This is a genomic window from Pseudarthrobacter cellobiosi, assembly GCF_023913815.1.
Classification (GTDB): domain Bacteria; phylum Actinomycetota; class Actinomycetes; order Actinomycetales; family Micrococcaceae; genus Arthrobacter; species Arthrobacter cellobiosi.
The window spans coordinates 1-23768 of the sequence record NZ_JAMXBK010000018.1 but is presented as its reverse complement, the minus strand read 5'-3'; the positions used below and the strand labels follow the sequence as shown (position 1 = coordinate 23768).

At 66.5% G+C, this 23768-nt stretch carries 19 protein-coding genes; 12 read left to right on the top strand and 7 right to left on the bottom strand.

The features are described 5' to 3' along the window. Positions 1-49: 49 nt before the first annotated feature. From NG701_RS03815 to NG701_RS03805, 3 genes are all read right to left on the bottom strand, one after another. Entirely contained in the window at positions 50-3910 is a 3861-nt protein-coding gene (locus tag NG701_RS03815) for a Pls/PosA family non-ribosomal peptide synthetase (protein WP_252564966.1), read from the bottom strand. Positions 3911-4096: 186 nt separating this feature from the next. After that, on the bottom strand, positions 4097-5059 hold the full coding sequence (locus NG701_RS03810) for a quinone oxidoreductase family protein (protein WP_252564692.1): 963 nt from the start codon (positions 5057-5059) through the stop codon (positions 4097-4099). A 161-nt stretch (positions 5060-5220) separates the two neighbouring features. Continuing rightward, complete coding sequence (locus tag NG701_RS03805; protein ID WP_252564690.1) at positions 5221-6312, bottom strand: fatty acid desaturase family protein; 1092 nt, start codon at positions 6310-6312, stop codon at positions 5221-5223. A 174-nt stretch (positions 6313-6486) separates the two neighbouring features. Between NG701_RS03805 and argC the strand changes: the two genes are divergently transcribed. The 9 genes from argC to NG701_RS03760 all read left to right on the top strand — a co-directional run bounded on the left by argC (position 6487) and on the right by NG701_RS03760 (position 16186). Further along, positions 6487-7518, top strand: coding sequence for an N-acetyl-gamma-glutamyl-phosphate reductase (gene argC, locus NG701_RS03800; RefSeq protein WP_252564688.1), 1032 nt, complete (start codon positions 6487-6489; stop codon positions 7516-7518). Next, positions 7515-8681 carry a bifunctional glutamate N-acetyltransferase/amino-acid acetyltransferase ArgJ gene (argJ, locus tag NG701_RS03795; protein WP_252564686.1) on the top strand — a complete coding sequence of 389 codons (1167 nt, stop codon included), beginning with the start codon at positions 7515-7517 and terminating at the stop codon, positions 8679-8681. Before argC ends, argJ begins: the two co-directional genes overlap by 4 nt. A 43-nt stretch (positions 8682-8724) precedes the next feature. Further along, the gene (gene argB, locus NG701_RS03790; RefSeq protein ID WP_252564685.1) at positions 8725-9681 is read left to right on the top strand and encodes an acetylglutamate kinase; all 957 of its coding nucleotides are present in this window, start codon (positions 8725-8727) and stop codon (positions 9679-9681) included. Further along, complete coding sequence (locus NG701_RS03785; RefSeq protein WP_252564683.1) at positions 9678-10964, top strand: acetylornithine transaminase; 1287 nt, start codon at positions 9678-9680, stop codon at positions 10962-10964. Before argB ends, NG701_RS03785 begins: the two co-directional genes overlap by 4 nt. After that, a complete protein-coding gene (argF, locus tag NG701_RS03780) occupies positions 10961-12013 on the top strand; it encodes an ornithine carbamoyltransferase (RefSeq protein ID WP_252564681.1) in 1053 nt (350 codons plus the stop codon). Before NG701_RS03785 ends, argF begins: the two co-directional genes overlap by 4 nt. Continuing rightward, entirely contained in the window at positions 12013-12549 is a 537-nt protein-coding gene (locus NG701_RS03775; protein ID WP_111906510.1) for an arginine repressor, read from the top strand. Before argF ends, NG701_RS03775 begins: the two co-directional genes overlap by 1 nt. Positions 12550-12655: 106 nt before the next feature. Continuing rightward, positions 12656-13861 (top strand): argininosuccinate synthase, encoded by a 1206-nt coding sequence (locus NG701_RS03770; RefSeq protein ID WP_252564679.1) that lies wholly within the window; start codon positions 12656-12658, stop codon positions 13859-13861. A 6-nt stretch (positions 13862-13867) separates the two neighbouring features. Then, positions 13868-15307: an argininosuccinate lyase gene (argH, locus tag NG701_RS03765; RefSeq protein ID WP_252564678.1), complete on the top strand. Its 1440-nt coding sequence runs from the start codon at positions 13868-13870 to the stop codon at positions 15305-15307. A 141-nt stretch (positions 15308-15448) separates the two neighbouring features. Next, complete coding sequence (locus NG701_RS03760; protein WP_252564677.1) at positions 15449-16186, top strand: maleylpyruvate isomerase family mycothiol-dependent enzyme; 738 nt, start codon at positions 15449-15451, stop codon at positions 16184-16186. Between the two features lie 3 nt (positions 16187-16189). Here NG701_RS03760 and NG701_RS03755 read toward each other — a convergent pair whose 3' ends face one another. Together NG701_RS03755 and NG701_RS03750 are read right to left on the bottom strand one after the other, a co-directional pair. Beyond that, on the bottom strand, positions 16190-16711 hold the full coding sequence (locus NG701_RS03755; protein WP_252564676.1) for a methylated-DNA--[protein]-cysteine S-methyltransferase: 522 nt from the start codon (positions 16709-16711) through the stop codon (positions 16190-16192). Further along, positions 16708-18234: an AlkA N-terminal domain-containing protein gene (locus NG701_RS03750; RefSeq protein WP_252564675.1), complete on the bottom strand. Its 1527-nt coding sequence runs from the start codon at positions 18232-18234 to the stop codon at positions 16708-16710. The genes NG701_RS03755 and NG701_RS03750 overlap by 4 nt, the downstream gene beginning before the upstream one ends. A gap of 78 nt (positions 18235-18312) precedes the next feature. Between NG701_RS03750 and NG701_RS03745 the strand changes: the two genes are divergently transcribed. Next, complete coding sequence (locus tag NG701_RS03745; RefSeq protein ID WP_252564674.1) at positions 18313-18963, top strand: DNA-3-methyladenine glycosylase; 651 nt, start codon at positions 18313-18315, stop codon at positions 18961-18963. Here the strand turns inward: NG701_RS03745 and NG701_RS03740 are convergent. After that, complete coding sequence (locus NG701_RS03740; protein ID WP_252564673.1) at positions 18933-19568, bottom strand: GNAT family N-acetyltransferase; 636 nt, start codon at positions 19566-19568, stop codon at positions 18933-18935. The two genes, NG701_RS03745 and NG701_RS03740, sit on opposite strands and share 31 nt — an antisense overlap. Before the next feature lie 154 nt (positions 19569-19722). On the opposite strand from NG701_RS03740, the gene NG701_RS03735 reads away from it, so the two are divergent. Both NG701_RS03735 and tyrS read left to right on the top strand, forming a co-directional pair. Then, positions 19723-21951 (top strand): HelD family protein, encoded by a 2229-nt coding sequence (locus NG701_RS03735; RefSeq protein WP_252564672.1) that lies wholly within the window; start codon positions 19723-19725, stop codon positions 21949-21951. 78 nt (positions 21952-22029) lie between these two features. Next, positions 22030-23343, top strand: coding sequence for a tyrosine--tRNA ligase (gene tyrS, locus NG701_RS03730; RefSeq protein WP_252564671.1), 1314 nt, complete (start codon positions 22030-22032; stop codon positions 23341-23343). Positions 23344-23498: 155 nt separating this feature from the next. Here the strand turns inward: tyrS and NG701_RS03725 are convergent. Then, positions 23499-23768, bottom strand: a 270-nt coding sequence (locus tag NG701_RS03725) for a hypothetical protein (protein WP_252564669.1), incomplete at its 5' end; no start/stop codon positions are given.

Here is a 23768-nt window from a genome sequence, read left to right as displayed (position 1 = left end):
ACGGTCTTTCCGATCAGCGTAGGGCGGCAGGACAGCTGGTACTGCGGGGCTAGCGTGGTTTGGGAGCGGACGCTGCGGGACCACTCCAGGGGCTCACCGGGTTGCCCATCCAATAGGTCGCGGCGGGAACAGATTCGCCCCGCATCACCAGCGACGCCGGTCCTACAGTTCCACCGCTGCCGATGCTCGCCTGCGGCAGGATGACGCCGTGGGGCCCCATGGTTGCTCCGTCTTCGAGGGTAACAGTGTCCAGGCTCATGACCCGGTCATGGAACAGGTGCGTCTGGACCACACAGCCACGGTTGACCGTGGAGTTCCGCCCGAGGGTGACCAGGTCCGCTTCGGGAAGCCAGTAGCTTTCGCACCACGTGCCGCGGCCGATCCGCGCGCCGAGCGCCCGGAGCCACCAGACCAGGGCCGGGGTTCCGGTGGCTGCCCGCGCGAACCAGGGGGCGCCCACCATTTCGATAAACGTATCCACCACCTCGTTGCGCCAAATGAACGAGCTCCAGAGTGGATGCTCGCCGGCACGGATCCGGCCCACGAGGACCCATTTGGCGACGACGGCGCTGCCCGCGGCCACCGCGCCCGCCAGCAGCATCACGACGCCGCCCAGGGCTGCGGCAATCCCGTAGTTGTAGGCGGCAGCCAGCCAGTCAAAAGCAAGCATCACGCCGGCGGCGATCGCCACCGTTACCACCACGGGGATGAAGCGGCCCAGTTCCCAGAGGCAGCGGGCAAACTTGAGCCGCAGCGGCGGCTGGTAGGTGCGGGTGTCGTCCGAGGCGATGGCGGTGCGCCGGAGCCGCACAGGCGGGCTGCCCAGCCAGGATGTCCCGGACTTGGCCTTGGCCGGTGTGGCCGACAGGACGGCGACAAGGGAGTTCTTGGGGACATTCCGGCCGGCTGCGGTCATGCCCGAGTTGCCCAGGAAGGAGCGTTTGCCGATCTTCGCGGGCGCAATCCGCAGCCACCCGCCGTCGAGCTCGTAGGAGGCCACCATGGTGTCGTCGGCCAGGAAAGCGCCCTCGCCTACGGTGGTCATCTTGGGGATGAGCAGGACCGTGGAGGCTTCGACGTTCTTGCCGATCTTGGCACCGAGCAGGCGCAGCCAGACCGGAGTGAAGAGACTGGCATAAACAGGGAAGAGCAGGTCGCGGGCCAGGTCCAGCACACGTTCCGTGGCCCAGACCTGCCAGCCGATCCGGCTGCGGACGCGGTAGTAGCCCTCCGCCAGGCCGATTCCGAGCAAGCGGGTGCTGGCCAAAATCAGCAGGAGGTTGACGACGAACCACACAAGGGCCGCGGGTGCGAGGGCGAGCAAGAGCTGCGGGACGGCTGCGGAGAGTGATTTGCTGCCCTGGATGAAGGCAAAGACCACCAATGCCGCGGCAGTGGCAGACACGTAGGGAATCAGGGCCAGCACGGCGGAAGCCACGGCGAATCCGGCGAACCAGAGCCGGCCAATCAGCCGATGTTCTGCAGGAGTGTCCGGCAGCGAGTGCTTGGCCTTGCCCCGGCGCTCGGCGGGGGAGCCGGCAACGTGGTGGCCGGCCTTCACCTTGCCGAGGACGGCCGAGCCGGGCTCCACCTGGGCTCCGGCGCCGATGGAAGCGCCGGGCATCAGCGTGCTGCGCGCCCCGACGCTGGCTCCTGCCCCGATACGGACGGCCCCGATGTGGACGATGTCCCCGTCGATCCACCAGCCGGAAAGATCCACCTCAGGCTCGACGTTGGAGCCACTGCCCAGGGAAAGCATCCCGGTGACAGGCGGCAGCGAGTGCAGTTGGACGTTGTTGCCGATCTTGGCGCCCAACGCCCGGGCGTAGTACGGCACCCATGGTGCGCTGGCGAGGCTGATGGCCCCGGCGAGGTCCTGGATCTGTTCGGCCAGCCAGAGGCGCAGGTGCACCCGTCCGGAGCGCGGGTACGTTCCGGGCCCCACCTTCCGGAGCAGCATCCGGGCCGCGGCCACGGAAATCAGCATCCGGCCGGCCGGGGAGACGAAGACGAGCCAGGAGGCGGCCACCCACCACCAGGAAACGGTGGGGGCAGCGCTGAAGCCGGCCAACGCGGCCAGCACGTTGTTGGCCGCCATGAGGTAGGTCAGCCAGCGCATTCCCACCAGGATGTGCAAGGGAATGCCCATCAGCGTCTGGAAGACCTGGGACTTGAACGCGGTGGGGCGTACAGTCCGGGACGGCGCAGGTCCGGTGGCCACTCCGTCGGGAAGGGTCTGGCGGGCCGCATCGATCAGGGCACCGATCCTGGGTGTGGCATAGATGTCGGCGACCGTGATGGTCGGGTACCGGACCCTGAGGGCTGAGACCAGCTGGGCAGCGGACAGGGAGCCACCGCCGTAGGCGAAGAAGTCGGCGTCGAGGCTTGTTACGATGCTGCCAAGGACTGCAGTCCACTGTTCGGTCACCCAGGAGGCATCTTCGGGCAGGTTCAAGGGGGCAGCGTCAGCCTCCGCCGCGCCGGTCCCGGTCAGCGGCCAGGGCAGGGCATGGCGGTCCACCTTGCCGCTGGTTTTGGTAGGCAGGGAGTCGACGACGGTCAGCAGCGGAATGAGCGGCGCGGGGAGGCTCGCTGCCAGGAGTTCGCGGGCGGCCACCAGATCCAGGTCAGGGTCGGCGGCGGCCAGGTAGCCCACCAGGATCTGGTTGCCCGCAGCGGTTGTCCGTACTGCCGCCGCGGCTCCGGCAACGTGCGGGAGGGCCTGCAGGGCGGCGTCAATTTCGCCCAGTTCGATCCGGCGTCCACCGAGCTTGACCTGTTCGTCGGCGCGGCCCACAAAGATCAGTCCGGCGGCTTCGAAGCGGACCAGGTCGCCCGAACGGTAGGCGCGATCCCAGTCGAAGGACGGCATGGGCGCGTACTTCTCCCGGTCCTTGTCCGGGTCAAGGTAACGGGCCAGTCCGACGCCGCCGATAATCAGTTCGCCGATCTCCCCTTCGCCGACGGGCAGTCCTTCAGCATCCACCACTGCCAGGTCCCAGCCGTCCAGGGGCAGTCCGATCCGGACCGGACCGGGGCCACCCAGGGGAGCCGCGCAGGCCACTACCGTGGCCTCCGTGGGGCCGTAGGTGTTCCAGACTTCACGGCCCGGGACGGCAAGCCGCTCGGCCAGCTCGGGCGGGCAGGTCTCGCCGCCGAAAATCAGGAGCCGGACGCTCTCCAGGGACTCGGCCGGCCAGAGGGCAGCCAGCGTAGGAACGGTGGACACTGCGGTGATGCCGTGGCTGATGAGCCACGGGCCGAGGTCCGTTCCGGTCCTGACCAGGGCCCGCGGTGCGGGCACCAGGCAGGCGCCATGACGCCAGGCAAGCCACATTTCCTCACACGAGGCATCAAAGGCGACGGAAAGCCCTGCCAGTACCCTGTCATGCGGGCCGAGGGGCTCCGCCTGCAGGAAGATCCGGGCTTCGGCGTCAACAAAGGCGGCGGCGGAGCGGTGCTGGACCGCGACGCCCTTGGGCGTGCCGGTGGAACCGGAGGTAAAGATCACCCACGCGTCATCGCCGGGCTCGGCAGAACGGCTTTCGGCGTGACTACGTTCAGCGGGTTCCGGGGAGTCAGGCACGGAGACCGCGGCCCCACCCGTGAGAACTGCGGCTACACCAGCCTCACCGAAGACGAGCCGAGCACGTTCCTCAGGGTCGTCGGCGTCCACAGGAACGTAGGCGGCACCGATGTGCAGGATAGCGAGAATCGAGATGTAGAGCTCGCTGGTCCCGGACGGAATCCGCACACCTATCCTGTCGCCAGCGCCCAGCCCGGCGGCCTGGAGCTCCCGTCCTTTGGCCCGGACCGCGGCCATCAGGTCGGCGTAGCTCAGGGAACGCCGGCCGTCGTCGAGCGCTGAGGCCTCCGGGAAACGCGCGGCCGAGTCCGCCAGGATGGCCATGAGGGTCCGCTCGGGCGGGGCCAGGGGCAAACCGGCCAGCTGGGGGCGGTAGGGATCCTCCGGCAGGGATGCGGCGACGGTTGACTGATGCTCACTCACGGACAGATTCTGCCTGAGTAAAGTGAACGGAAGGTTCCAAAGATTAGTTGAAGATTCATGTTTTGTTCACGCGTGTGCTTGTATCCATCAGGGAACCAGCAGGACCTTGCCCGTGGTACGCCGGCCTTCGAGGTCCTCGTGGGCGCGTCGCGCCTCGGCCAGGGGGTAGGTGGCACCGATCCGGACCAACAGGCGCCCCTTTTCTGCGGCGGCGAAGATCTCCGCCGACCGCCAGCGGCGCTCCTGCTCGTTGAGCAGGAAGTGGGCCAGGGACGGGCGGGTCAACGTCAGCGACCCGCCCGCATTGAGACGCTGCGGATCCACCGGCGGAACGGCTCCCGAGGCTGCCCCGAACAGGACCAGCGTGCCTCTCGTGCGAAGGCAGGAGAGGGAGCCGTCAAAAGTGTTTCGGCCCACCCCGTCGTACACCGCGTCCACGCCCTTCCCGTTGGTGAGCTCGCGGACATGGTGGGGAAAGCCCTCGTAGCGCAACACGTGGTCGGCCCCGGCATCGCGGGCAAGTTCTTCCTTGGCCGCCGAGGAAACCGTCGTGATGACGCGGGCGCCCCTCTCCTTCAGCAGTTGGATCAGCAGCAGGCCGACGCCGCCGGCGCCGGCGTGCGTCAGTACTGTGTGGCCCGGTTCGACCTTGAAGGAGGAATTGATGAGGTAGTGGGCGGTCATGCCTTGGAGCGGCAAGGCAGCCGCCGTCAGGTCGTCGACGCCGTCCGGCACCGGAAGTGCCTTGGCCGCATCGAGCACCGCGTAGCCGGCGTAGCATTTAGTGCCCTCGGCCGTGGCCACCCTGCTGCCAACTGCGAAGTTTTCGACGCCCTCGCCGAGCTCCTCTACAGTCCCAGCGGCTTCCGAGCCAGGCGTAAAGGGGAACGGGACCTGGTACATGCCCCCGCGCTGGTAGGTGTCGATGAAGTTCACCCCGGCTGCCGCCACCTTGATGAGCAGCTGGCCAGGGCCCGGCGTCGGACGGTCCACCTCGGCAAGCTCGAGGACTTCCGGAACTCCGGACTGGCGGGCAACGATGGCTTGCATAAAAAGGTCTCCTCTCCGGGCGGGGGTTTCCCGCGGCCGGTGTCACTGACCATCCTAGGGATACCGCTACCGACGACGAAGCGACGGCCGGTAGCCGGCCGTCGCTTCGGGTCATACGGGGCAGAGTCATGCGGGGGAGTCCGCGTGGCTCGGGGTGCGTGCTAGAACCGCCGGGTCACCGTTGCCATGGGGCACTCGAAGTGGCGTCCTGCAGCAAGGCCTACATCGTTCAGGTAGCGGACGATGATGCCGTAGGACTGCAGCAGCGTGGTTTCCGTGTAGGGAACCTGGTGCTTCTTGCAGTACTCGCGGACGATCTTGGCTGCCTTATCCAGTTGGGGGCGTGCCATGTCCGGGAAGAGGTGGTGCTCAGCCTGGCGGTTAAGGCCGCCGAGCAGGATGTCCATAAACCGGCCGCCGGAGATGTTCCGTGACGTCAGGACCTGGCGGCTGAAGAAGTCCACGCGGCTGTCCGCGGGCAGGACCGGCATGCCCTTGTGGTTCGGCGCGAAGGAAGCGCCCATGTAGAAACCGAAGACGGCGAGTTGCACGCCGATGAAGGCGAACGCCATTCCGAGCGGCAGGAACGTAAAAGCGAGCGCGGGCAGGAGGCTGAGCCGGACCAGCAAAATGGGAAGCTCTACCCATCGGTGTGTCACCTTGGCCCGGCGGAAGACGAACTTCACGGAATCGATCTGCAGCCCCAGGCCAACAAGGAACAGCAACGGGAAGAAGAACCAGCCCTGCTTGCGGGTCAGGAACGAAAACCGGCCCTGCCGGGTGGCGGCACCTTCGGTATGGAAGGCGATGGCCCCCGTGGCAATGTCCGGATCCTTCGAAATGACGTTGGGGTGGTTGTGGTGGGCGCCGTGCTTCTGCTCCCACCAGGAATAGCTCATGCCGGCAACCGAGGTGGCCAGGATCCGGGCGGTCCAGTCGTTGGCCCGGCGCGACGCGAAGATCTGGCGGTGCCCGGCCTCGTGGGCCAGGAAACTCAGCTGTGTGCAGAGGACCCCGACGGCCGCGGCGATAAGGAGCTGGAACCAGCTGTCGCCGATCAGGGCAAACCCGAACCAGGTGGCGGCCATGAGGAGTACCAGGCTGGCAAAGAGCGTGATGTAGAAACCGACGCGGCGTTCCAGCAGGCCTTCAGCCTTGACGCTCTTCAACAGCTCCGAATAGCTCAGGACAACGGCGTTGGGCTGCCGGACACGCGATTTAGGGCGCTCTGACGTGGGAAGGGTGGTGGTCATGGAGCGGGGCCTCGTAACTGTTTCGGGCAACGCTGCAGCCGACATTCGGACTGCACGGTCAAGATCACCCTCACTCCAGCTTACGCCCTGCTTGTCCACCGGTCCTGGGAATCGATGTAACGCCGATGCATAAATATCGGGCACACTGAATACTTTTGCTGTAAGATTCACGGCATGACTATTTCTGTTGCCGTCTCCGGGGCCAGCGGCTACGCCGGGGGAGAAGTCCTGCGGCTCCTGGCCGGACATCCGGACGTGACCATCGGTGCCATCACCGCGCACAGCAATGCAGGCTCCCGCCTTGGCGAGCTGCAGCCGCACCTGCACGGACTGGCCAGCCGCATCCTGGAAGACACCACCGTGGAGAATCTGTCCGGGCACGATGTCGTGTTCCTGGCACTTCCGCACGGTGCTTCCGCCGAGATCGCGGCACAGCTCCCGGAGGGCACCGTAGTGATCGACGCCGGCGCGGACCACCGCCTCGAAGATCCAACCGCGTGGGAAAAGTTCTACGGCACGGCCCACGCCGGAACGTGGCCCTACGGTCTGCCGGAGCTCCCCGGCCAGCGCGAGGCCCTCAAGGGCGCCACGCGGATCGCCGTCCCGGGCTGCTACCCGACGTCGGCCCTCCTGGCCCTGGCGCCCGGGTTCGCCGCCAAGCTGCTCCAGCCCGACGACGTCGTGATTGTTTCCGCTTCCGGCACCTCTGGTGCGGGCAAGGCCGCGAAAGTGAACCTCATCGGTTCTGAGGTGATGGGCTCCATGAGCCCCTACGGCGTAGGCGGCGGCCACCGCCACACGCCGGAGATCGAGCAGGGCCTCTCCAATGCTGCCGGGGAGAGTGTCACCGTGTCCTTCACCCCGACGCTCGCACCGATGAGCCGCGGCATCCTCACCACGGCCACCGCGGCGGTCAAGCCCGGCACCACCGCGGCGGACCTTCGCCAGGCGTGGGCGGATGCCTACGACGACGAACCGTTTGTCCACTTGCTGCCGGAAGGGCAGTGGCCCGCCACCAAGTCCGTCCAGGGCTCCAACCACGCCGCTATGCAGTTGGCACTGGATGAACACACCGGCCGCGTGATTGTGACGTGCGTCATTGATAACCTCACCAAGGGGACTGCAGGCGGCGCCGTGCAGTCCATGAATATTGCGCTTGGCCTGCCGGAAACCGCCGGCCTCAACCTGCAGGGAGTTGCACCGTGACCGTTACCGCCCCCCTGGGATTCCGCGCCGCCGGCGTCACCGCCGGCCTCAAGACCTCCGGCAAGCCGGACTTCGCCCTGGTGGTCAACGACGGCCCGTCGAAGGCGGCGGCCGCCGTCTTCACCAGCAATCGCGTGGCCGCGGCCCCCGTCCACTGGTCCCGCCAGGTGGTCTCGGACGGCCGCGTGGACGCAGTGGTCCTCAACTCCGGCGGTGCCAACGCCTGTACCGGTCCCCAGGGGTTCCAGAACACCCACAGCACGGCCGAAAAAGTGGCCGCGGTCCTCGGCATCTCCGCGACGGACGTGTTTGTCTGTTCCACCGGCCTGATCGGCGAGCAGCTGCCCATGGACAAGATCCTCCCGGGCGTCGAGGCTGCCTCGGCAGCGCTCAGCACGGACGGCGGGCCGGATGCGGCCAACGCCATCATGACCACAGACTCGGTCCCCAAGTCCGCACTGTTCATCGGCACGGACGCCGACGGCCAGGAGTTCACCATCGGCGGCATCGCCAAGGGCGCCGGCATGCTGGCACCCGGCCTGGCCACCATGCTGGTAGTCCTTACCACTGACGCCGACGTCGAAGCGGAAATGCTCGACATCGTTCTCCGCGACGCCACGCGCGTCACCTTCGACCGGGCTGATTCGGACGGCTGCATGTCCACCAATGACACCGTGGTGCTGCTGGCCTCCGGCGCGTCAGGCGCCGTCCCGTCCGCGGAAGCCTTTGGTGGCGGGCTGACCCAGGTATGCGCCGAACTGGCGCGCAAGCTGATCGGGGACGCCGAAGGCGCCAGCCACGATATCGCCATCCGCACGTTCAACGCGGCCAGCGAGCGGGACGCCGAAACGGTCAGCCGCTCCGTGGCCCGGTCCAACCTGTTCAAGGCAGCCATTTTCGGCAAGGACCCCAACTGGGGCCGCGTGCTGTCCGCTGTGGGCACCACGGACGCCATGTTCGAACCGGACCAGCTCAACGTGGCCATCAACGGCATCCAGATCTGCCGCAACGGCAGCATCGGCGACGACCGAAACCTGGTGGACCTGGAACCCCGCGAAGTACTGGTGGAAATTGACCTGCAGTCCGGTGACGCCGAAGCCACCATCTGGACCAACGACCTCACTCACGACTACGTCCACGAGAACAGCGCCTACTCAAGCTGATCCTCAAGCTAGATCCACCAGCAACCCTGGAGATACTGCACGCATGAACACCCAGACCCGTGAAACGACGTCCATGAGTGATGCCCAAAGCAAGGCCGGCACGCTGATCGAGGCGCTGCCCTGGATCCAGCGGTTCGCCGGCACCACCATGGTGATCAAATACGGCGGCAACGCCATGGTCAACGAGGAACTGCGCCGTGCCTTCGCCGAAGACGTGGTGTTCCTGCACCATGTGGGCATCCACCCCGTGGTGGTCCACGGCGGCGGTCCGCAGATCAACTCCATGCTGGCGCGGCTGGGCATCGAGTCCGAGTTCAAAGGCGGCCTCCGCGTCACCACGCCCGAAGCCATGGACGTGGTCCGGATGGTCCTCACCGGCCAGGTGGGCCGCGAACTGGTGGGCCTGATCAACTCCCACGGCCCCTACGCGGTGGGAATGTCCGGGGAAGACGGCGGCCTGCTCCGTGCCGTCCGGACCGGCACCGTCATTGACGGCGAGGAAGTGGACCTGGGCCTGGTGGGCGAAGTTGTCGGCGTGAACCCCGAGGGCATCCTGGACATCCTGGCCGCGGGCCGCATCCCGGTCATCTCCACCGTGGCACCGGAAATCGAGTCCGACGGCCTCGAGACGGCAGCCGGAGAGGTCCAGACCACCGGCCAGGTCCTGAACGTCAACGCGGATACTGCTGCCGCGGCCCTCGCCGAAGCCCTGGGGGCCTCCAAACTGGTGATCCTCACCGATGTCGAAGGACTGTACGCCAACTGGCCGGACCGGTCCTCCCTCATCTCCTCCCTGACAGCCTCGGAGCTGCGCCAGCTGCTGCCGTCGTTGGAATCGGGCATGATCCCCAAGATGGAAGCGTGCCTCAAGGCGATTGACGGCGGAGTGGAACGCGCGCACATCGTGGACGGCCGCCTGCCGCACTCGATGCTCCTGGAAACATTCACGACGGCGGGCATAGGCACGCAGGTTGTCCCCGATACAGAGGAAGATTCATGAGTAACGTCGAAGATCTCGACAAGCTCGATCACCAGAGCCCGGTGGTTGAGCTTGTCGAAACCAAGGGCCACACCAGCGGGGCGGACTGGCTCGCGCGCTACTCCACGTCCCTGATGGGTGTCTTTGGCACGCCGCAGCGTGTCCTGGTCCGTGGTGCCGGCTGCCTGGTCTGGGACGCCGACGGGAAGGAATACCTGGACCTGCTCGGCGGTATTGCCGTCAACGCCCTGGGCCACGCCCATCCGTTTGTCACGTCCGTGATTTCGAGCCAGCTGGCCACCCTGGGCCATATCTCCAATTTCTTCACCAGCCCCACGCAGATCGCGCTGGCCGAAAAGCTGTTGGCGCTGACGCACGCCCCGGCGGGCTCCAAGGTGTTCTTCACAAATTCCGGCACCGAAGCCAACGAAGCGGCCTTCAAGCTGGCCCGGCGCAACGGAGCCGGCCCGGACGGCACCACGGGCAAGCGCACCAAGATCATCGCCCTCGAGGGAGCCTTCCACGGGCGCACCATGGGTGCCCTGGCCCTGACCGCGAAGAAAGCCTACCGCCTACCGTTTGAGCCTTTGCCCGGCGGAGTGGTCCACATCCCGTTCGGCGACGTCGCGGCCCTGGAAGCAGCCATCGACGAAACCGTGGCCGCCGTTTTCCTGGAGCCCATCCAGGGCGAAGCCGGAGTTCGGCCCCTGCCTCCTGGCTACCTGAAGGCAGCCCGCGAAGCGACCACAAAGGCCGGCGCCCTGCTGATCCTGGACGAGGTCCAGACCGGTATCGGCCGCACCGGCAAATGGCTCGCGACGGAGGACGCCGGGATTGTTCCGGACGCCGTCACCCTGGCCAAGGGCCTCGGCGGCGGCTTCCCCATCGGTGCGCTTCTCACGTTCGGTGAGCGGACGTCGTCGCTGCTGTCCGCGGGCCAGCACGGCACCACCTTCGGCGGCAACCCGGTGGCGACGGCGGCCGCGCTGGCCACGCTGCACGCGATCGAAAGCCAGCGGGTCCTGGAAAACGTTGCACTTGTGGGGGACTACCTCCGCACCGGCCTCGCCGCCGTCGACGGCGTCACCGAAGTCCGCGGCGAAGGCCTGCTGATCGGCTTCGACCTGGACGCCGACGTGGCTCCCGCCGTCGTGACCGCAGGCCTTGACGCCGGTTTCATCGTCAACAGCCCCGGCCCGCACACCATCCGGCTCGCCCCGCCGCTGATCCTCACCAAGGACCAGGCCGGCACCTTCCTCGCCGCCCTCCCGGCACTCCTCCAGACAGCTAAGGACGCGCAGTGACCCCTGTAGTTTCTTCCGCCGGCACAGCCAGCACCACACGCCACTTCCTGAAGGACACGGACCTGAGCCCCGCCGAGCAGGCCGAGGTCCTGGACCTGGCCGTCCGCATGAAGGCAGCGCCGTACAGCGTGCAGCCCTTTGCCGGGGAGGGCAATGGCCGCAAGACGGTGGCCGTCATCTTCGATAAGACCTCCACCCGTACGCGGGTTTCCTTCGCCACCGGCATCGCGGACATGGGCGGCAACGCGCTGATCATCAACCCGGGCGAGGCGCAGATCGGCCACAAGGAATCTGTCGAGGACACCGCCAAGGTCCTGGAGCGTATGGTCTCCACCATTGTGTGGCGCACCGGCGCGCACTCGGGCCTGGTGGCCATGGCGGCGAACTCCAGGGTGCCGGTTATCAACGCCTTGTGCGATGACTACCACCCGTGCCAGCTCCTGGCGGACCTGCTCGCCGTCAAGGAACACAAGGGCGAGCTCAAAGGCCTCACCATGAGCTACCTGGGCGACGCCGCCAACAACATGGCCAACTCCTACCTGCTGGCCGGCGTCACCGCCGGGATGCACGTCCGCATCGCCGGGCCCGAAGGCTACCTCCCGGCAGCGGAGATCGTTGCCGCGGCCGAGGAGCGCGCCGCCCAGACCGGCGGTTCCGTGCTGGTCACCACCGACGCCGCCGTTGCCCTCAAGGGCGCCGACGTTGTGGCCACGGACACCTGGGTCTCCATGGGCCAGGAAGCCGAAAAGGAGGCCCGGCTGCAGCTGTTCCGGGAGTACTCCGTCGATGAGGCGGCTATGGCACACGCGGCGGATGACGCCGTCGTGCTTCACTGCCTGCCCGCCTACCGCGGCTACGAGATTTCGGCGGGCGTCATCGACGGCCCGCAGTCGATCGTGTGGGACGAAGCCGAGAACCGGCTGCACGCGCAGAAGGCCCTGATGGCCTGGCTGATGCACCGATCCGGACTCGCCGTCGTCGAAGGCCTGGCCCTGGTGGACGGGCTGGCGCCGGTGGACGGGCTGGCGCCACGGGAGGTTGGCAACTAGTGTCCGTCCCGCCGGCATCGCCGGGCTCCAGCCCGGCCACCAAAACGGCCCGCCAGGCGCGCATCACCGCGATCCTGACGGGTGAATCGGTGCGCTCCCAGGCGGAGCTGGCCGCTTTGCTGGCGGACGACGGCGTCCAGGTCACCCAGGCCACGCTGTCCCGGGACCTCGTGGAACTCGGCGCCGTCCGGGTCCGCGGCAAGGAAGGCGTGCTGGTTTACGCCGTCCCCGGCGAGGGCGGCGAACGTGCGGCCAAAAGCGGAGTCAGCCAGGAGATCCTGGATGCCAGGCTTGCCCGGCTGTGCAGCGAACTTCTGGTCACGGCGGAAGCCTCGGCCAACATCGCGGTGCTCCGGACCCCGCCCGGTGCGGCCAACTTCCTGGCCCTGGCCATCGACCACTCGGTGATGCCCTCCATCCTCGGGACCATTGCCGGTGACGACACCGTGCTGCTGGTCTCCCGGGATCCGCAGGGCGGGCAGGACCTCGCGGTCCGGTTCCTGCAGCTCGCCGAGGAAGCCGGCGGCAGCCAGTAGGCCCACACCGCCCGAACACCCTCCCGGTGTGACAGGCTTTCCCCAGAACGTTTTTCCCTGAAGAATTTCCCCGACAATATCTACAACCCCAATTAGGAGCATTTTCGTGACTGAGCGTATTGTTCTGGCCTACTCCGGTGGCCTCGATACTTCCGTAGCCATCGGCTGGATCGGCGAAGCCACCGGTGCCGAGGTCATCGCCGTAGCGGTCGACGTCGGACAGGGCGGCGAGTCGCTGGAGACCATCCGCCAGCGCGCACTGGGCTGCGGCGCCGTTGAAGCCTACGTGGCCGACGCCTCCGATGAGTTCGCTGACGAATACTGCATGCCCACGCTGAAGGCCAACGCCCTCTACCAGGGCCACTACCCGCTGGTTTCCGCCATCTCCCGGCCGGTCATCGTCAAGCACCTGGTCAAGGCCGCCCGTGAATTCGGCGCCACCACCGTGGCCCACGGCTGCACCGGCAAAGGCAACGACCAGGTCCGCTTCGAAGTGGGCATCCAGACCCTCGGCCCGGACCTGAAGTGCATCGCTCCGGTCCGCGACCTCGCCCTCACCCGCGACAAGGCCATCGCCTTCGCCGAGGAAAAGGGACTGCCGATCGAGACCACCAAGAAGAACCCGTACTCGATCGATCAGAACGTCTGGGGACGCGCCGTCGAAACCGGTTACCTCGAGGACATCTGGAACGCGCCCACCAAGGACATCTACGACTACACCGCGACGCCGGAGTTCCCGCCGGCCCCGGATGAGGTCACCATTTCGTTCGAAGCCGGCGTGCCGGTAGCGATCGACGGCGTCCGGGTCACCCCGCTGCAGGCCATCAAGGAACTGAACCGCCGTGCCGGCGCGCAGGGTGTGGGCCGGATCGACGTCGTCGAAGACCGCCTCGTGGGCATCAAGTCCCGCGAAATCTACGAAGCCCCCGGTGCCATGGCGCTGATCACCGCGCACAAGCACCTCGAGGACATCACCATCGAACGCGAGCAGGCCCGCTTCAAGGCCACTGTTGGCCAGCGCTGGGCCGAACTGGTCTACGACGGCCAGTGGTTCTCACCGCTCAAGCGCTCCCTGGACGCCTTCATCGAAGACACCCAGAAATACGTCACCGGCGACATCCGCATGGTGCTGCACGGCGGCCAGGCGATCGTCAACGGACGCCGTTCCGAGACCTCGCTCTACGACTTCGACCTCGCCACCTACGACACCGGCGACACATTCGACCAGTCCATGGCACGCGGCTTCATCGAACTGTGGGGCATGTCCGCCAAGGTTGCCTCCGGCCGCGATATCCGCGTCGCAGGGAAGTAAATATCGGTGGTTGAGCCTGTCGAAACCCCGAAATCCGACGCGACCAACACCGGCGCACTGTGGGGTGGCCGGTTCGCCGGCGGCCCCGCAGATGCCCTCGCGGCGTTGAGCAAGTCCACTCACTTTGACTGGCGGCTGGCCCGCTACGACATCGCCGGATCCAAGGCGCACGCCCGCGTGCTGCACAAGGCCGGGCTGCTGGACGACGCCGAACTCGAAGGCATGCTCGACGCCCTGAGCCGGCTGGATGACGACGTCGCCTCCGGCGCGTATCTTCCGGCCGAGTCCGACGAGGACGTACACGGGTCACTGGAACGCGGCCTGATCGAGCGCGCCGGCACCCAGCTCGGCGGCAAGCTCCGCGCCGGCCGGTCCCGCAACGACCAGGTGGCCACGCTGGGCCGCATGTTCCTGCGTGACCACGCCCGGATCATCGCGCGCGGTGTGCTGGCAACCATCGAGGCCCTGGTGGACCAGGCCAAGGCCCACCAGGGTGTGGCCATGCCCGGGCGTACGCACCTGCAGCATGCCCAGCCCATCCTGCTCAGCCACCACCTGCTGGCCCATGCCTGGGCGCTGCTGCGCGACGTGCAGCGGCTCCAGGACTGGGACAAGCGCGCAGGGGTTTCGCCTTACGGTTCCGGTGCCCTCGCAGGCTCGTCGCTGGGCCTCGACCCGGAGGCCGTCGCGGCGGACCTGGGCTTCTTCTCCGCCACGCACAACTCCATTGACGGCACCGCATCGCGCGATGTCTTCGCCGAGTTTGCGTGGGTTACGGCCATGATCGGCGTGGACCTGTCCCGCGTTTCGGAGGAAGTCATTCTCTGGGCCACCAAGGAGTTCTCCTTCGTGACCCTGCACGATTCCTACTCCACCGGTTCCTCGATCATGCCGCAGAAGAAGAACCCCGACGTCGCCGAACTGGCCCGCGGCAAGGCAGGGCGCCTGATCGGCAACCTGACTGGGCTGCTGGCCACGCTCAAGGGCCTGCCGCTCGCGTACAACCGCGACCTGCAGGAAGACAAAGAGCCGGTCTTCGACGCTGCCGACACTCTGGAGCTGCTGCTTCCGGCAGTCTCGGGCATGATCGCGACGCTGAAGTTCAACACGGAACGGATGGAGTCGCTGGCACCGCAGGGCTTCGCGCTGGCCACGGACATCGCGGAATGGCTGGTCCGCCAGGGTGTTCCGTTCCGGGAGGCACACGAGCTCTCCGGAGCGGCCGTGAAGCAGGCCGAAAGCCGCGATGTGGAGCTGTGGGATCTGACGGATGAGGAATACGTCGCCATTTCGGAGCACCTGACTCCGGAGGTCCGCACGGTCCTGTCCACCGAAGGGTCGCTCAAGAGCCGCAACTCCCAGGGCGGCACCGCACCCGCCGCCGTCGAACGCCAGCTGCTTGCCCTCGAAGGCGAGCTCGCCGGCGTGCGCGGGTGCGCAGCCTAACCCCCGAAACCCTCTCTCACTTTTGAGGTGATTTCAGCCAACGCTCCTGCAGTCAGTGCAGGAGCGTTGGCCGTTTCCGCACCAAAGCTGAGAGAGCGTTGGGCGTTAATGGGCGTTAACTCTGTCGGCTACCATGGCGCTATGACTGAGATCACTACTTCAGAACTACTGGCCGACCTGCACAAGGCCGCCAGCGCCGTGGCCTCGACCGCCGCGAAATTCACCGATGAGGATGTCAAGGCACCGTCGGGACTCCCCGGTTGGACCCGCGGGCACGTCCTGGCGCATCTCGCCGGCATCTCCAACGCCATGGCACGGCAGCTGGAATATGCCGCCCGCGGCGCCACTGTTGAGCTGTACGACGGAGGCCAGGACGGACGCACGAAGGCCATCGAGATGGCCGCCGGCCACAACGCGGATGCGCACCGGGCCGACCTGCAGGCTGGCCTGGACCGGGCACTGAAGGCTTTTGATTCGCTGGATGGAGACGCCGACTGGCAGGCATCCATTGCCTACCGCGGCGGCGTGGTCTTCGACGGCGGCCTCGCGCTGTGGCGTGAACTCGTGATCCACACCGCGGACCTCGGCGCCGGACTCGGCCCCGAGACGTGGAGCCGGAAATTCTGCGAGCACCTCTTTGACTTCCTGGCGGCCCGTGTCCCGCCGGGGGAAAAACTGGTGTTGCAGCCACTGGGGCTGCCGCCCGTGACCCTTGGCCTTGGCCGTTCCACCGTCATCAGCGGGATGATCACCGACATTGCCGCCTGGCTGGCCGGCCGTGAACCATCGCTCGGCAGCCTGCGGGCAACAGCCGCCGCGGACGGCGTGGACCTCCCGGAACTGCTGCCCTGGCCAGCCGGGACACCCGCAACGCGGTAGCCCCTATCCGGCTTCGCGGGCCAACAGGCTCTCCGTTGCCTCGCGGGCCAGCAGGCTTTCCTTGATGGCCAGGCCCCAGCGGAAACCGCCCAGGGAACCGTCGGTGCGGATAACTCGGTGGCACGGCACAAACAAGGCTGCCGCGTTGAAGGCGCAGGCGCTTGCCGCGGCCCGGACCGCCTTCGGATTTCCGGAAAGTTCGGCGTACTCGGTGTACGTCACCGGCGACCCGGGACGCACGGTCCTCAGCACATCCCAGGCATGTGACCGGAAGGGCCCCGACTTCTGGCGCACGGGGACGGCCATGGCGGGTGCGGGGTCGCCGGCATAAAAGGCTTCAACGGCCCGGGAGATGGGGCCCAGATCCGTCACTGCTTCGACATCGCCCGGCCGCAGCTCGGGGTGGATCTGGCCGGTCAGCTCACCCGGCTCGGCGGTCCAGCCTGAGGCGAGGACCACGCCGTCCTGGGCAAGGATGGTGAACGGGCCGTCCGGGGTGGACATCACTAGCAACTGGGCTTTCATAGCATCGCTTTCTCTGGAACGGCTTGTTCACGTTTGGGGGATTTGGACTCCGCGGCGGCGCGCCACAGGTGCATGGTGGCGTAGGACCGCCACGGGCTGACCTCGCGGAAATCGGGGCTTGGCGTCACGCCAGGCGCCTCAACGCCGCCGCCGTCTTGGTTCGTGAGGGCCGGGGCGAGCGCCCGGATGCCGTTTCGCACCGCGGCGTCGTTGGCCAGAAACACGTCCGGCGCGCCAAGGACACGCATTGCCACGTAGCCCACGGTCCACGGGCCCACCCCGGGAAGGGGAAGCAGCTTGGCGCCGAGCCCGGGCAGATCGTCCCCGTAGCCAAAATCCAGTTGACCTCCAGCCAGGGCCGATGCTGCAGAACGTATTGCGTCAATCCGGCGTTGCGGCCCGCGCAGCAGCGTGTAGCCGGTCTCGGCGATTTCGGCCGCGGTGGGAAACAGCCGATCAAGGCCCTCACCGGGGACCGCGCTGGGACTGCCGGCAGCGGCCAGCTGCGTCAGTGCGGTCCGGGCCGCAGCCACGGTGATTTGCTGCCCGATCATCGCCCGGATGAGCAGCTCCTGCGGATCCACCGCGCCGGGCATCCTGATGCCCGGCGCACTGGCAACCGAGGCGGCCAGGCGGGGCTCCTGAGACAGTGCACTGTCGATGGCTACCGGATCGGCGTCGAGGTCGAAGAGCCGGCGTACCCTGCTCAGCAGGGCGGGCAGGTCCCGGAGGTCCACCGCGCCGATGGTGAGGGTCAGTGGCCGTCCGGGAGCGCCGTCGTCGTAAGTCACGCTGAAGCGGGCGTCGCCATGCGGCAGCTGCAAAGTACGGGCGTACGACGTCGGCGTCCCCGCCTCGATCCCGGGGATTGCCCTGACGGCGAGGAAGGAAAAGATGCCGGGATCGAACGGTTCGCGGTACGGCAGGCTCAACGTCAGGGACGTCGCGGCGGCATGGGAGCGGTGGTGCCTGGCGGTCGCGCGCAGGGCAGTGGGAGTCATGGCGAACACCTCCACCATGGTGTCGTTGAACTGGCGGACGCTGCTGAAGCCGGACGCGAATGCGATGTCCGCCAGCTTCATCGCTGTGGACACCAACAGGGTGCGGGCGGTCTGGGCGCGGCTGGCCCGGGCCAGGGAGAGCGGGCCGGCGCCGAGTTCGTGGCTGAGGATCCTGTTGAGCTGGCGGGAGGAATATCCCAGCCGGGCGGCGAGGCCCTCCACCCCTTCCCGGTTGATCACGCCGTCGTTGATCAGGCGCATCGCGCGGCCCGCCAGGTCCTGCCGGATGTTCCACGCAGGCGTGCCGGGCACTGCTTCGGGAAGGCAGCGCTTGCACGCCCGGTAGCCGGCGTCGTGCGCTGCGGCAGAGGTTTCGTAGAAGGTGACGTTCGCCGCTTTCGGGGTCCGGGCGGGGCAGGACGGACGACAGTAGATGCCAGTGGTCCGGACAGCGGTGTAGAACTGCCCGTCGAACCGGGTGTCCCGTGCGTCAATCGCGCGGTAGCGCTGCCAGAAGTCCATGCCCTCCATCCTGCCAGCCAGCGACAGGGACTGCTAGCGGAAATCGGACACGGCCGTGGCGTTCGGTAGAGTCGGATCATGACCGTCAGCCTGAGTCCCGCCAGCCCGGAACAGCTCCGCGACCTGCTGTCAGGCGATGCCCGGAGTGTCGCTCCGCGGCTACTGGGATCTGTGCTGACCCACCACAGCCACGAGGGAACGGTGGCTGTGCGGATCACCGAGGTGGAGGCGTACATGGGTCCCGGCGGCTCGTCGCATCCGGATCCCGGCTCCCACACTTTCCGTGGCCCCACGGCCCGCAACGCGCCCATGTTCGGCCCGGCCGGCCACCTCTACGTCTATTTCACGTATGGCATGCACTACTGCGCCAACATCGTCTGCGGTCCGGCGGGCACCGCATCTGCCGTCCTGTTGCGGGCGGGCGAGGTGGTGGAGGGGCAGCGCCTCGCGCTGGTGCGGCGTCCGACGTCGAAATCGGCCCTCGACCTGGCGAGCGGCCCGGCCCGGCTGGCCACCACACTGGCCCTGACTACTGCCGACAGCGGCCGGGATGCGCTGGCTGACCCCTTCGAACTGCGGCTGCCCTCGGTACCTGCCACTGAATTCATGTCCGGGCCGAGGGTGGGCGTTTCCGGCGATGGCGGCTCCGTGACGTATCCCTGGCGCTTCTGGCTGCCAGGCGATCCCACCGTGTCCCGCTACAAGGCGGCGAAGGTGCGCCGGGCATAATCCGTCCCGCCGGGGTGGTCTCCCGCCAGGGCGAACGGCGCCAACCGGTGCTGGAGTCGCCGTTGTACAGCGGGCCATTCCTGCCCCAGGACCGAGAACACTGCGGAATCCGCACGTGTGCCGTCAGGCGCCAAGCGGTGGCTGCGCAGCACGCCCTCGAACGTTGCCCCCAGCCGTTCGATGGCGGCGGCGCTGCGCACATTGCGTGCGTCGCAGCGAAACGCAACCCGCTGAACCCGAAGGACTTCGAACGCAAAGGCGAGCAGGGCGTGCTTGCTGGCGGGATTTACGTGCGTGCCCCAGAATTGCCGTCCAAAGAAGGTGCCGCCAACTTCCGCGCGTTGCTGGGCGGCATCGAAAGCATTCAGGGCGCTTGTGCCCAGGAGGGCCCCGGTCCGCTGGTCCGTCACAGCGAAGGCCAGGCTGGCCGGGTCCTCAATCCTGGCCGCAAACAGCCCTGAAAGCTCGTGCGCCGTGGCCGGCAGGGGCGCCGCCATTCCTGCCCACATCGCGGCGTCCACGAAGTCAAACAGCCCTTCGGCATGGTGCGGTGCCAACGGAATGAGGGACAGCCCGTATCCGGTCAGGACGTTCTCGTGGTGCATTGCAGTATTGAATCATTCACGGGGCGGCGCGGCTACGGAAGTGTGCGGACTGAAGGTGAACATTGGGTGACTTCCGGGGCTGGGGACCGGCGGGCGCGTTAACCGAAATGGTTGTAGAATGGACGGTCTGTCTTTTGCGATAGGGGAACGTTTAATGCTCGACGCCGATTTGGCCCACGAACGGAATTATGTTGCCGGCCTGTACGCGCGGCTGGAAGAGCTCCGCACGGAAAAGCGCCAGCAGTTGGCACAGGTCCGCCGGGCCGGTGCCGTGGGCACCATGCAGAATGTTTCCGAACGGGACGCCTTCGCCGCGCTCTACGAGGACCGCCTCGCCCAGCTCGACGCCGTCGATGACCGCCTGGTCTTCGGCCGCCTCGACCTGGATTCCGGTGAGGCCCAGTACATTGGGCGCATCGGCTTGACCACCGATGACCTCCAGCGGCTCATGGTGGACTGGCGCGCGCCCGAAGCCGGCCACTTCTATCAGGCAACGGCCTTTGACCGGCAGGGCGTCCGCCGCCGGCGGCACCTGATTCTGCAGGGCCGGGAAGTCAAGGCCATCGAGGATGACGTCCTTGATGCGGACATGCTTGCGGACGACGCATCGCTGCAGGGCGAAGGAGCGTTGCTGGCCGCCTTGGATTCCAAGCGCACGGGCCGGATGTCCGACATCGTCGGCACCATCCAGTCCGAGCAGGACCGCATCATTCGGTCATCCATTTCCGGCGCCCTCGTGGTGCAGGGTGGACCCGGTACCGGTAAGACTGCTGTGGCACTGCACCGGGCCGCGTACCTGCTTTACACACACCGGGAACGGCTGAAGACTGCCGGTGTGCTGCTGGTGGGCCCGTCGTCGTCGTTTATGAAGTACATCGAACGTGTTCTTCCCTCGCTTGGTGAGACCGGCGTGGTCATGGCCAGCGTGGGTCGACTGATGCCGGGCATCAAGGCGGTTGCTGAACCTGAGGCAGAGGTCGCGGCCATCAAGGGGCGGCTGGATATGGTGAAGGTTGTGGCCAATGCGGTGGCGAACCGGCAGCGGATCCCTGCCGAGGACCGCGTCCTGGACGTTGACGGCCGCAAACTGGTGCTGACGCGGCGGCAGGTCAGCCGGGCGCGCGAACGTGCCCGGTCCACCGGCAAGCCGCACAACGAGGCGCGCCTGACGTTTATCAAGATTCTGCTCCGCGAACTGACCGAACAGTTGACCGATCTCGTGGAAGCCGGGAGCATCGGGAACAATGCCGACCGCTCGTATCTCGCTGAAGATGTCCGCACGGCCCGCGATGTTCGGATCGTCCTGAACCTGTGCTGGATGCCGATGACTCCGGAGAAGCTGATCACCGAGCTTCTGAGCAAGCCCGCAGTCCTGGCGGCCTGCACACCGAGCCTGTCCCTTAGGGAGCGGTCGCTGCTGCTGCGCTCCGCTGATGCGCCCTGGACCGAGGCCGATGTCCCGCTGCTGGACGAGGCCGCGGAGCTCCTTGGCGAAATGGACCCGGCGGCGGGACGTGGCCTTGCACAGCAGGAGCACGACCGCGCCCGGGACCTTGCCAACGCCAAGCAGACACTGGTGAACATGGGGGACATGGGTGTCGATGTACTCATCTCCGCCGAGGAACTCGCCGATCAGAACCAGGAGCGCGAGAACCGCCTGACGGCCGCCGAGCGCGCCACCAGCGACCGCACGTGGGCCTTCGGCCACATCGTGGTGGATGAGGCGCAGGAGCTTTCGCCCATGCAATGGCGCCTGCTGGTCCGCCGTTGCCCGCTGAAATCCTTCACCATCGTGGGCGACATCGCACAGACGAGTTCAGTTGCCGGCGCTAACTCCTGGCAGGGGGCCCTGGCGCCCATGTTCGGTGACCGCTGGCAGCTGGAGGAGCTGACAGTGAACTACCGGACGCCCTCCCAGATCGCCGAAGCCGCCGCCCGCATGGCCAACGCTGCCGGACTGGTGGTTTCCGCGCCGAAGGCCGTCCGCGAAGGGCGCTGGGCCCCTGTTATCGACAAGGTTGACCGCGGACAGGTGGTGAGCCGTTTGGTGGAGGTACTCCCCGAAGAACTGGCAGCGCTCGACGGCGGCCTCCTCGCCGTGATTGCCGACGGCGACCTTCTGCCTGCGGCAACGTCAGCCCTTCGTGCCGTGTACGGCCGGCGCATCGGCAACGGCGCGGGCAGCTACGAACAGGACATCGTGGTCATCAGCCCGCGCGAGGCCAAGGGCCTGGAGTTCGATGGCGTTGTGGTCCTTGAGCCGTCCGTCATGCTCAACCACGAGCACGGCCGGGTGGGCGATCTGTACGTCGCTATGACCCGGCCCACCCAGCGGCTCCGGCTGATCGCCGCGGAAGGTATTCCGGCAGGCATAGACGGCTGAGCAGGTCTGCTTTGCCCTTGACGCCCGGCGCCGTTCATTTCGACGCCGGGCGTCGCTGATCCTGCTAACTTAGAAGTCGTGTCAGAACTCAACGATCTCGAATCCCAGCAGAACGACCCCACCTTCGCCAATGTCTGGCAGGAGCTGAAGTGGCGCGGCCTGGTCCACGTCTCCACCGATGAAGAGGAACTGGAAAAGCTTCTCGCTGGTGATCCGATCACCTATTACTGCGGATTCGACCCCACGGCGCCGAGCCTGCACCTGGGTAACCTGGTCCAACTCCTGGTTATGCGCCGGCTGCAGCTCGCCGGGCACAAGCCGCTGGGGCTGGTTGGCGGATCCACGGGACTGATCGGCGATCCGCGGCCCACCGCTGAACGCACGCTGAACACCAAGGACACCGTTAATGAATGGGTGGGCTACCTGCAGGCCCAGGTCCGCCGATTCTTGAGCTTCGATGGCCCCAGCGCCGCCCACATGGTCAACAACCTCGACTGGACCGCGCCGTTGAGCGCCATTGACTTCCTGCGCGAGATCGGAAAGCACTACCGGGTCGGCACCATGCTTCGCAAGGATGCTGTCGCTTCCCGCCTCAGCTCGGACGAGGGCATCAGTTACACGGAATTCAGCTACCAGATCCTGCAGGGCATGGACTACCTCCAGCTGTTCCGTGACTACGGCTGCATGCTGCAGACCGGCGGCTCGGACCAGTGGGGTAACCTCACCAGCGGCACTGAACTCATCCGCAAGGTTGAGGGTAAGAGTGTGCACGCCCTGGGCACCCCGCTGATCACCAACTCGGACGGCACCAAGTTCGGCAAGAGTGAAGGCAATGCCATCTGGCTCGACGCCGGCATGTGCAGCCCGTACGCCTTCTACCAGTTCTGGCTGAACACCGCCGACTCTGACGTAGTGGACCGGCTGAAGGTCTTCACTTTCCTGAGCCGCGCGGAAATCGAAACCCTGGCAGCTGCCGTGGCCGAGCGTCCCTTTGCACGGGAAGGCCAGCGGAAGCTGGCGTTCGAAGTGACTTCTCTGGTCCACGGTGTGGGGGCAACGGAGAAAGTCATCGCGGCGTCTGCTGCACTTTTTGGCAACGGCGACCTGTCGGCCCTGGACCGGCCAACGCTTGAAGCAGCCACGTCGGAGCTTCCGTCCGCTCGCATCCAAGTGGATGGCCTCGGGATCATTGACCTGCTGGTGGCGTCTGGCCTGTCGGAGAGCAAGTCCGCGGCACGGCGGACTGTCGGCGAAGGCGGTGCCTATGTAAACAACGAGAAGGTGTCCGACCCGGAAGCTGTCATCTCCGAATCGGAGCTGCTGCATGGCCAGTACCTGCTCCTGCGCCGCGGCAAGAAGAATCTCGCGACTGTCGAAGTCCTGGTTCCTTAGCCTTACCAAGCCCCCATTCATGCTCCTCCGCAGCCGATTTGCACGGCCTCGGGGGAGCGTGTATTGTTTTCTGAGTCGCCGCCGTTGAGTGGTGACAAACCCCCTTCACAAGAGAAGCAATTCATCGTGTGCAAAGCACGAAAATGATGAAAAGCTTAACTTTTTGATGGGCGGATTCGTTCCACAGAGTGAATATCGGGAAAATAACCCGGATTTGCAAAGTGAATAAGAATGAAATAAGCTATAAACATCGCAGCGAAGAAAAGCGAAGCAAAAGAATTCATTTGAATATGAATTGTTTCGGGAATTATTCGAATGTGTCTGTTGTTTGAGAACTCAATAGTGTGCCAAGTTTGTTGATACCAATTTATTGTATTGAATTGGTTGAATTGATTGGATCCGCCACCCCGTGGTGTGGTCTGGTT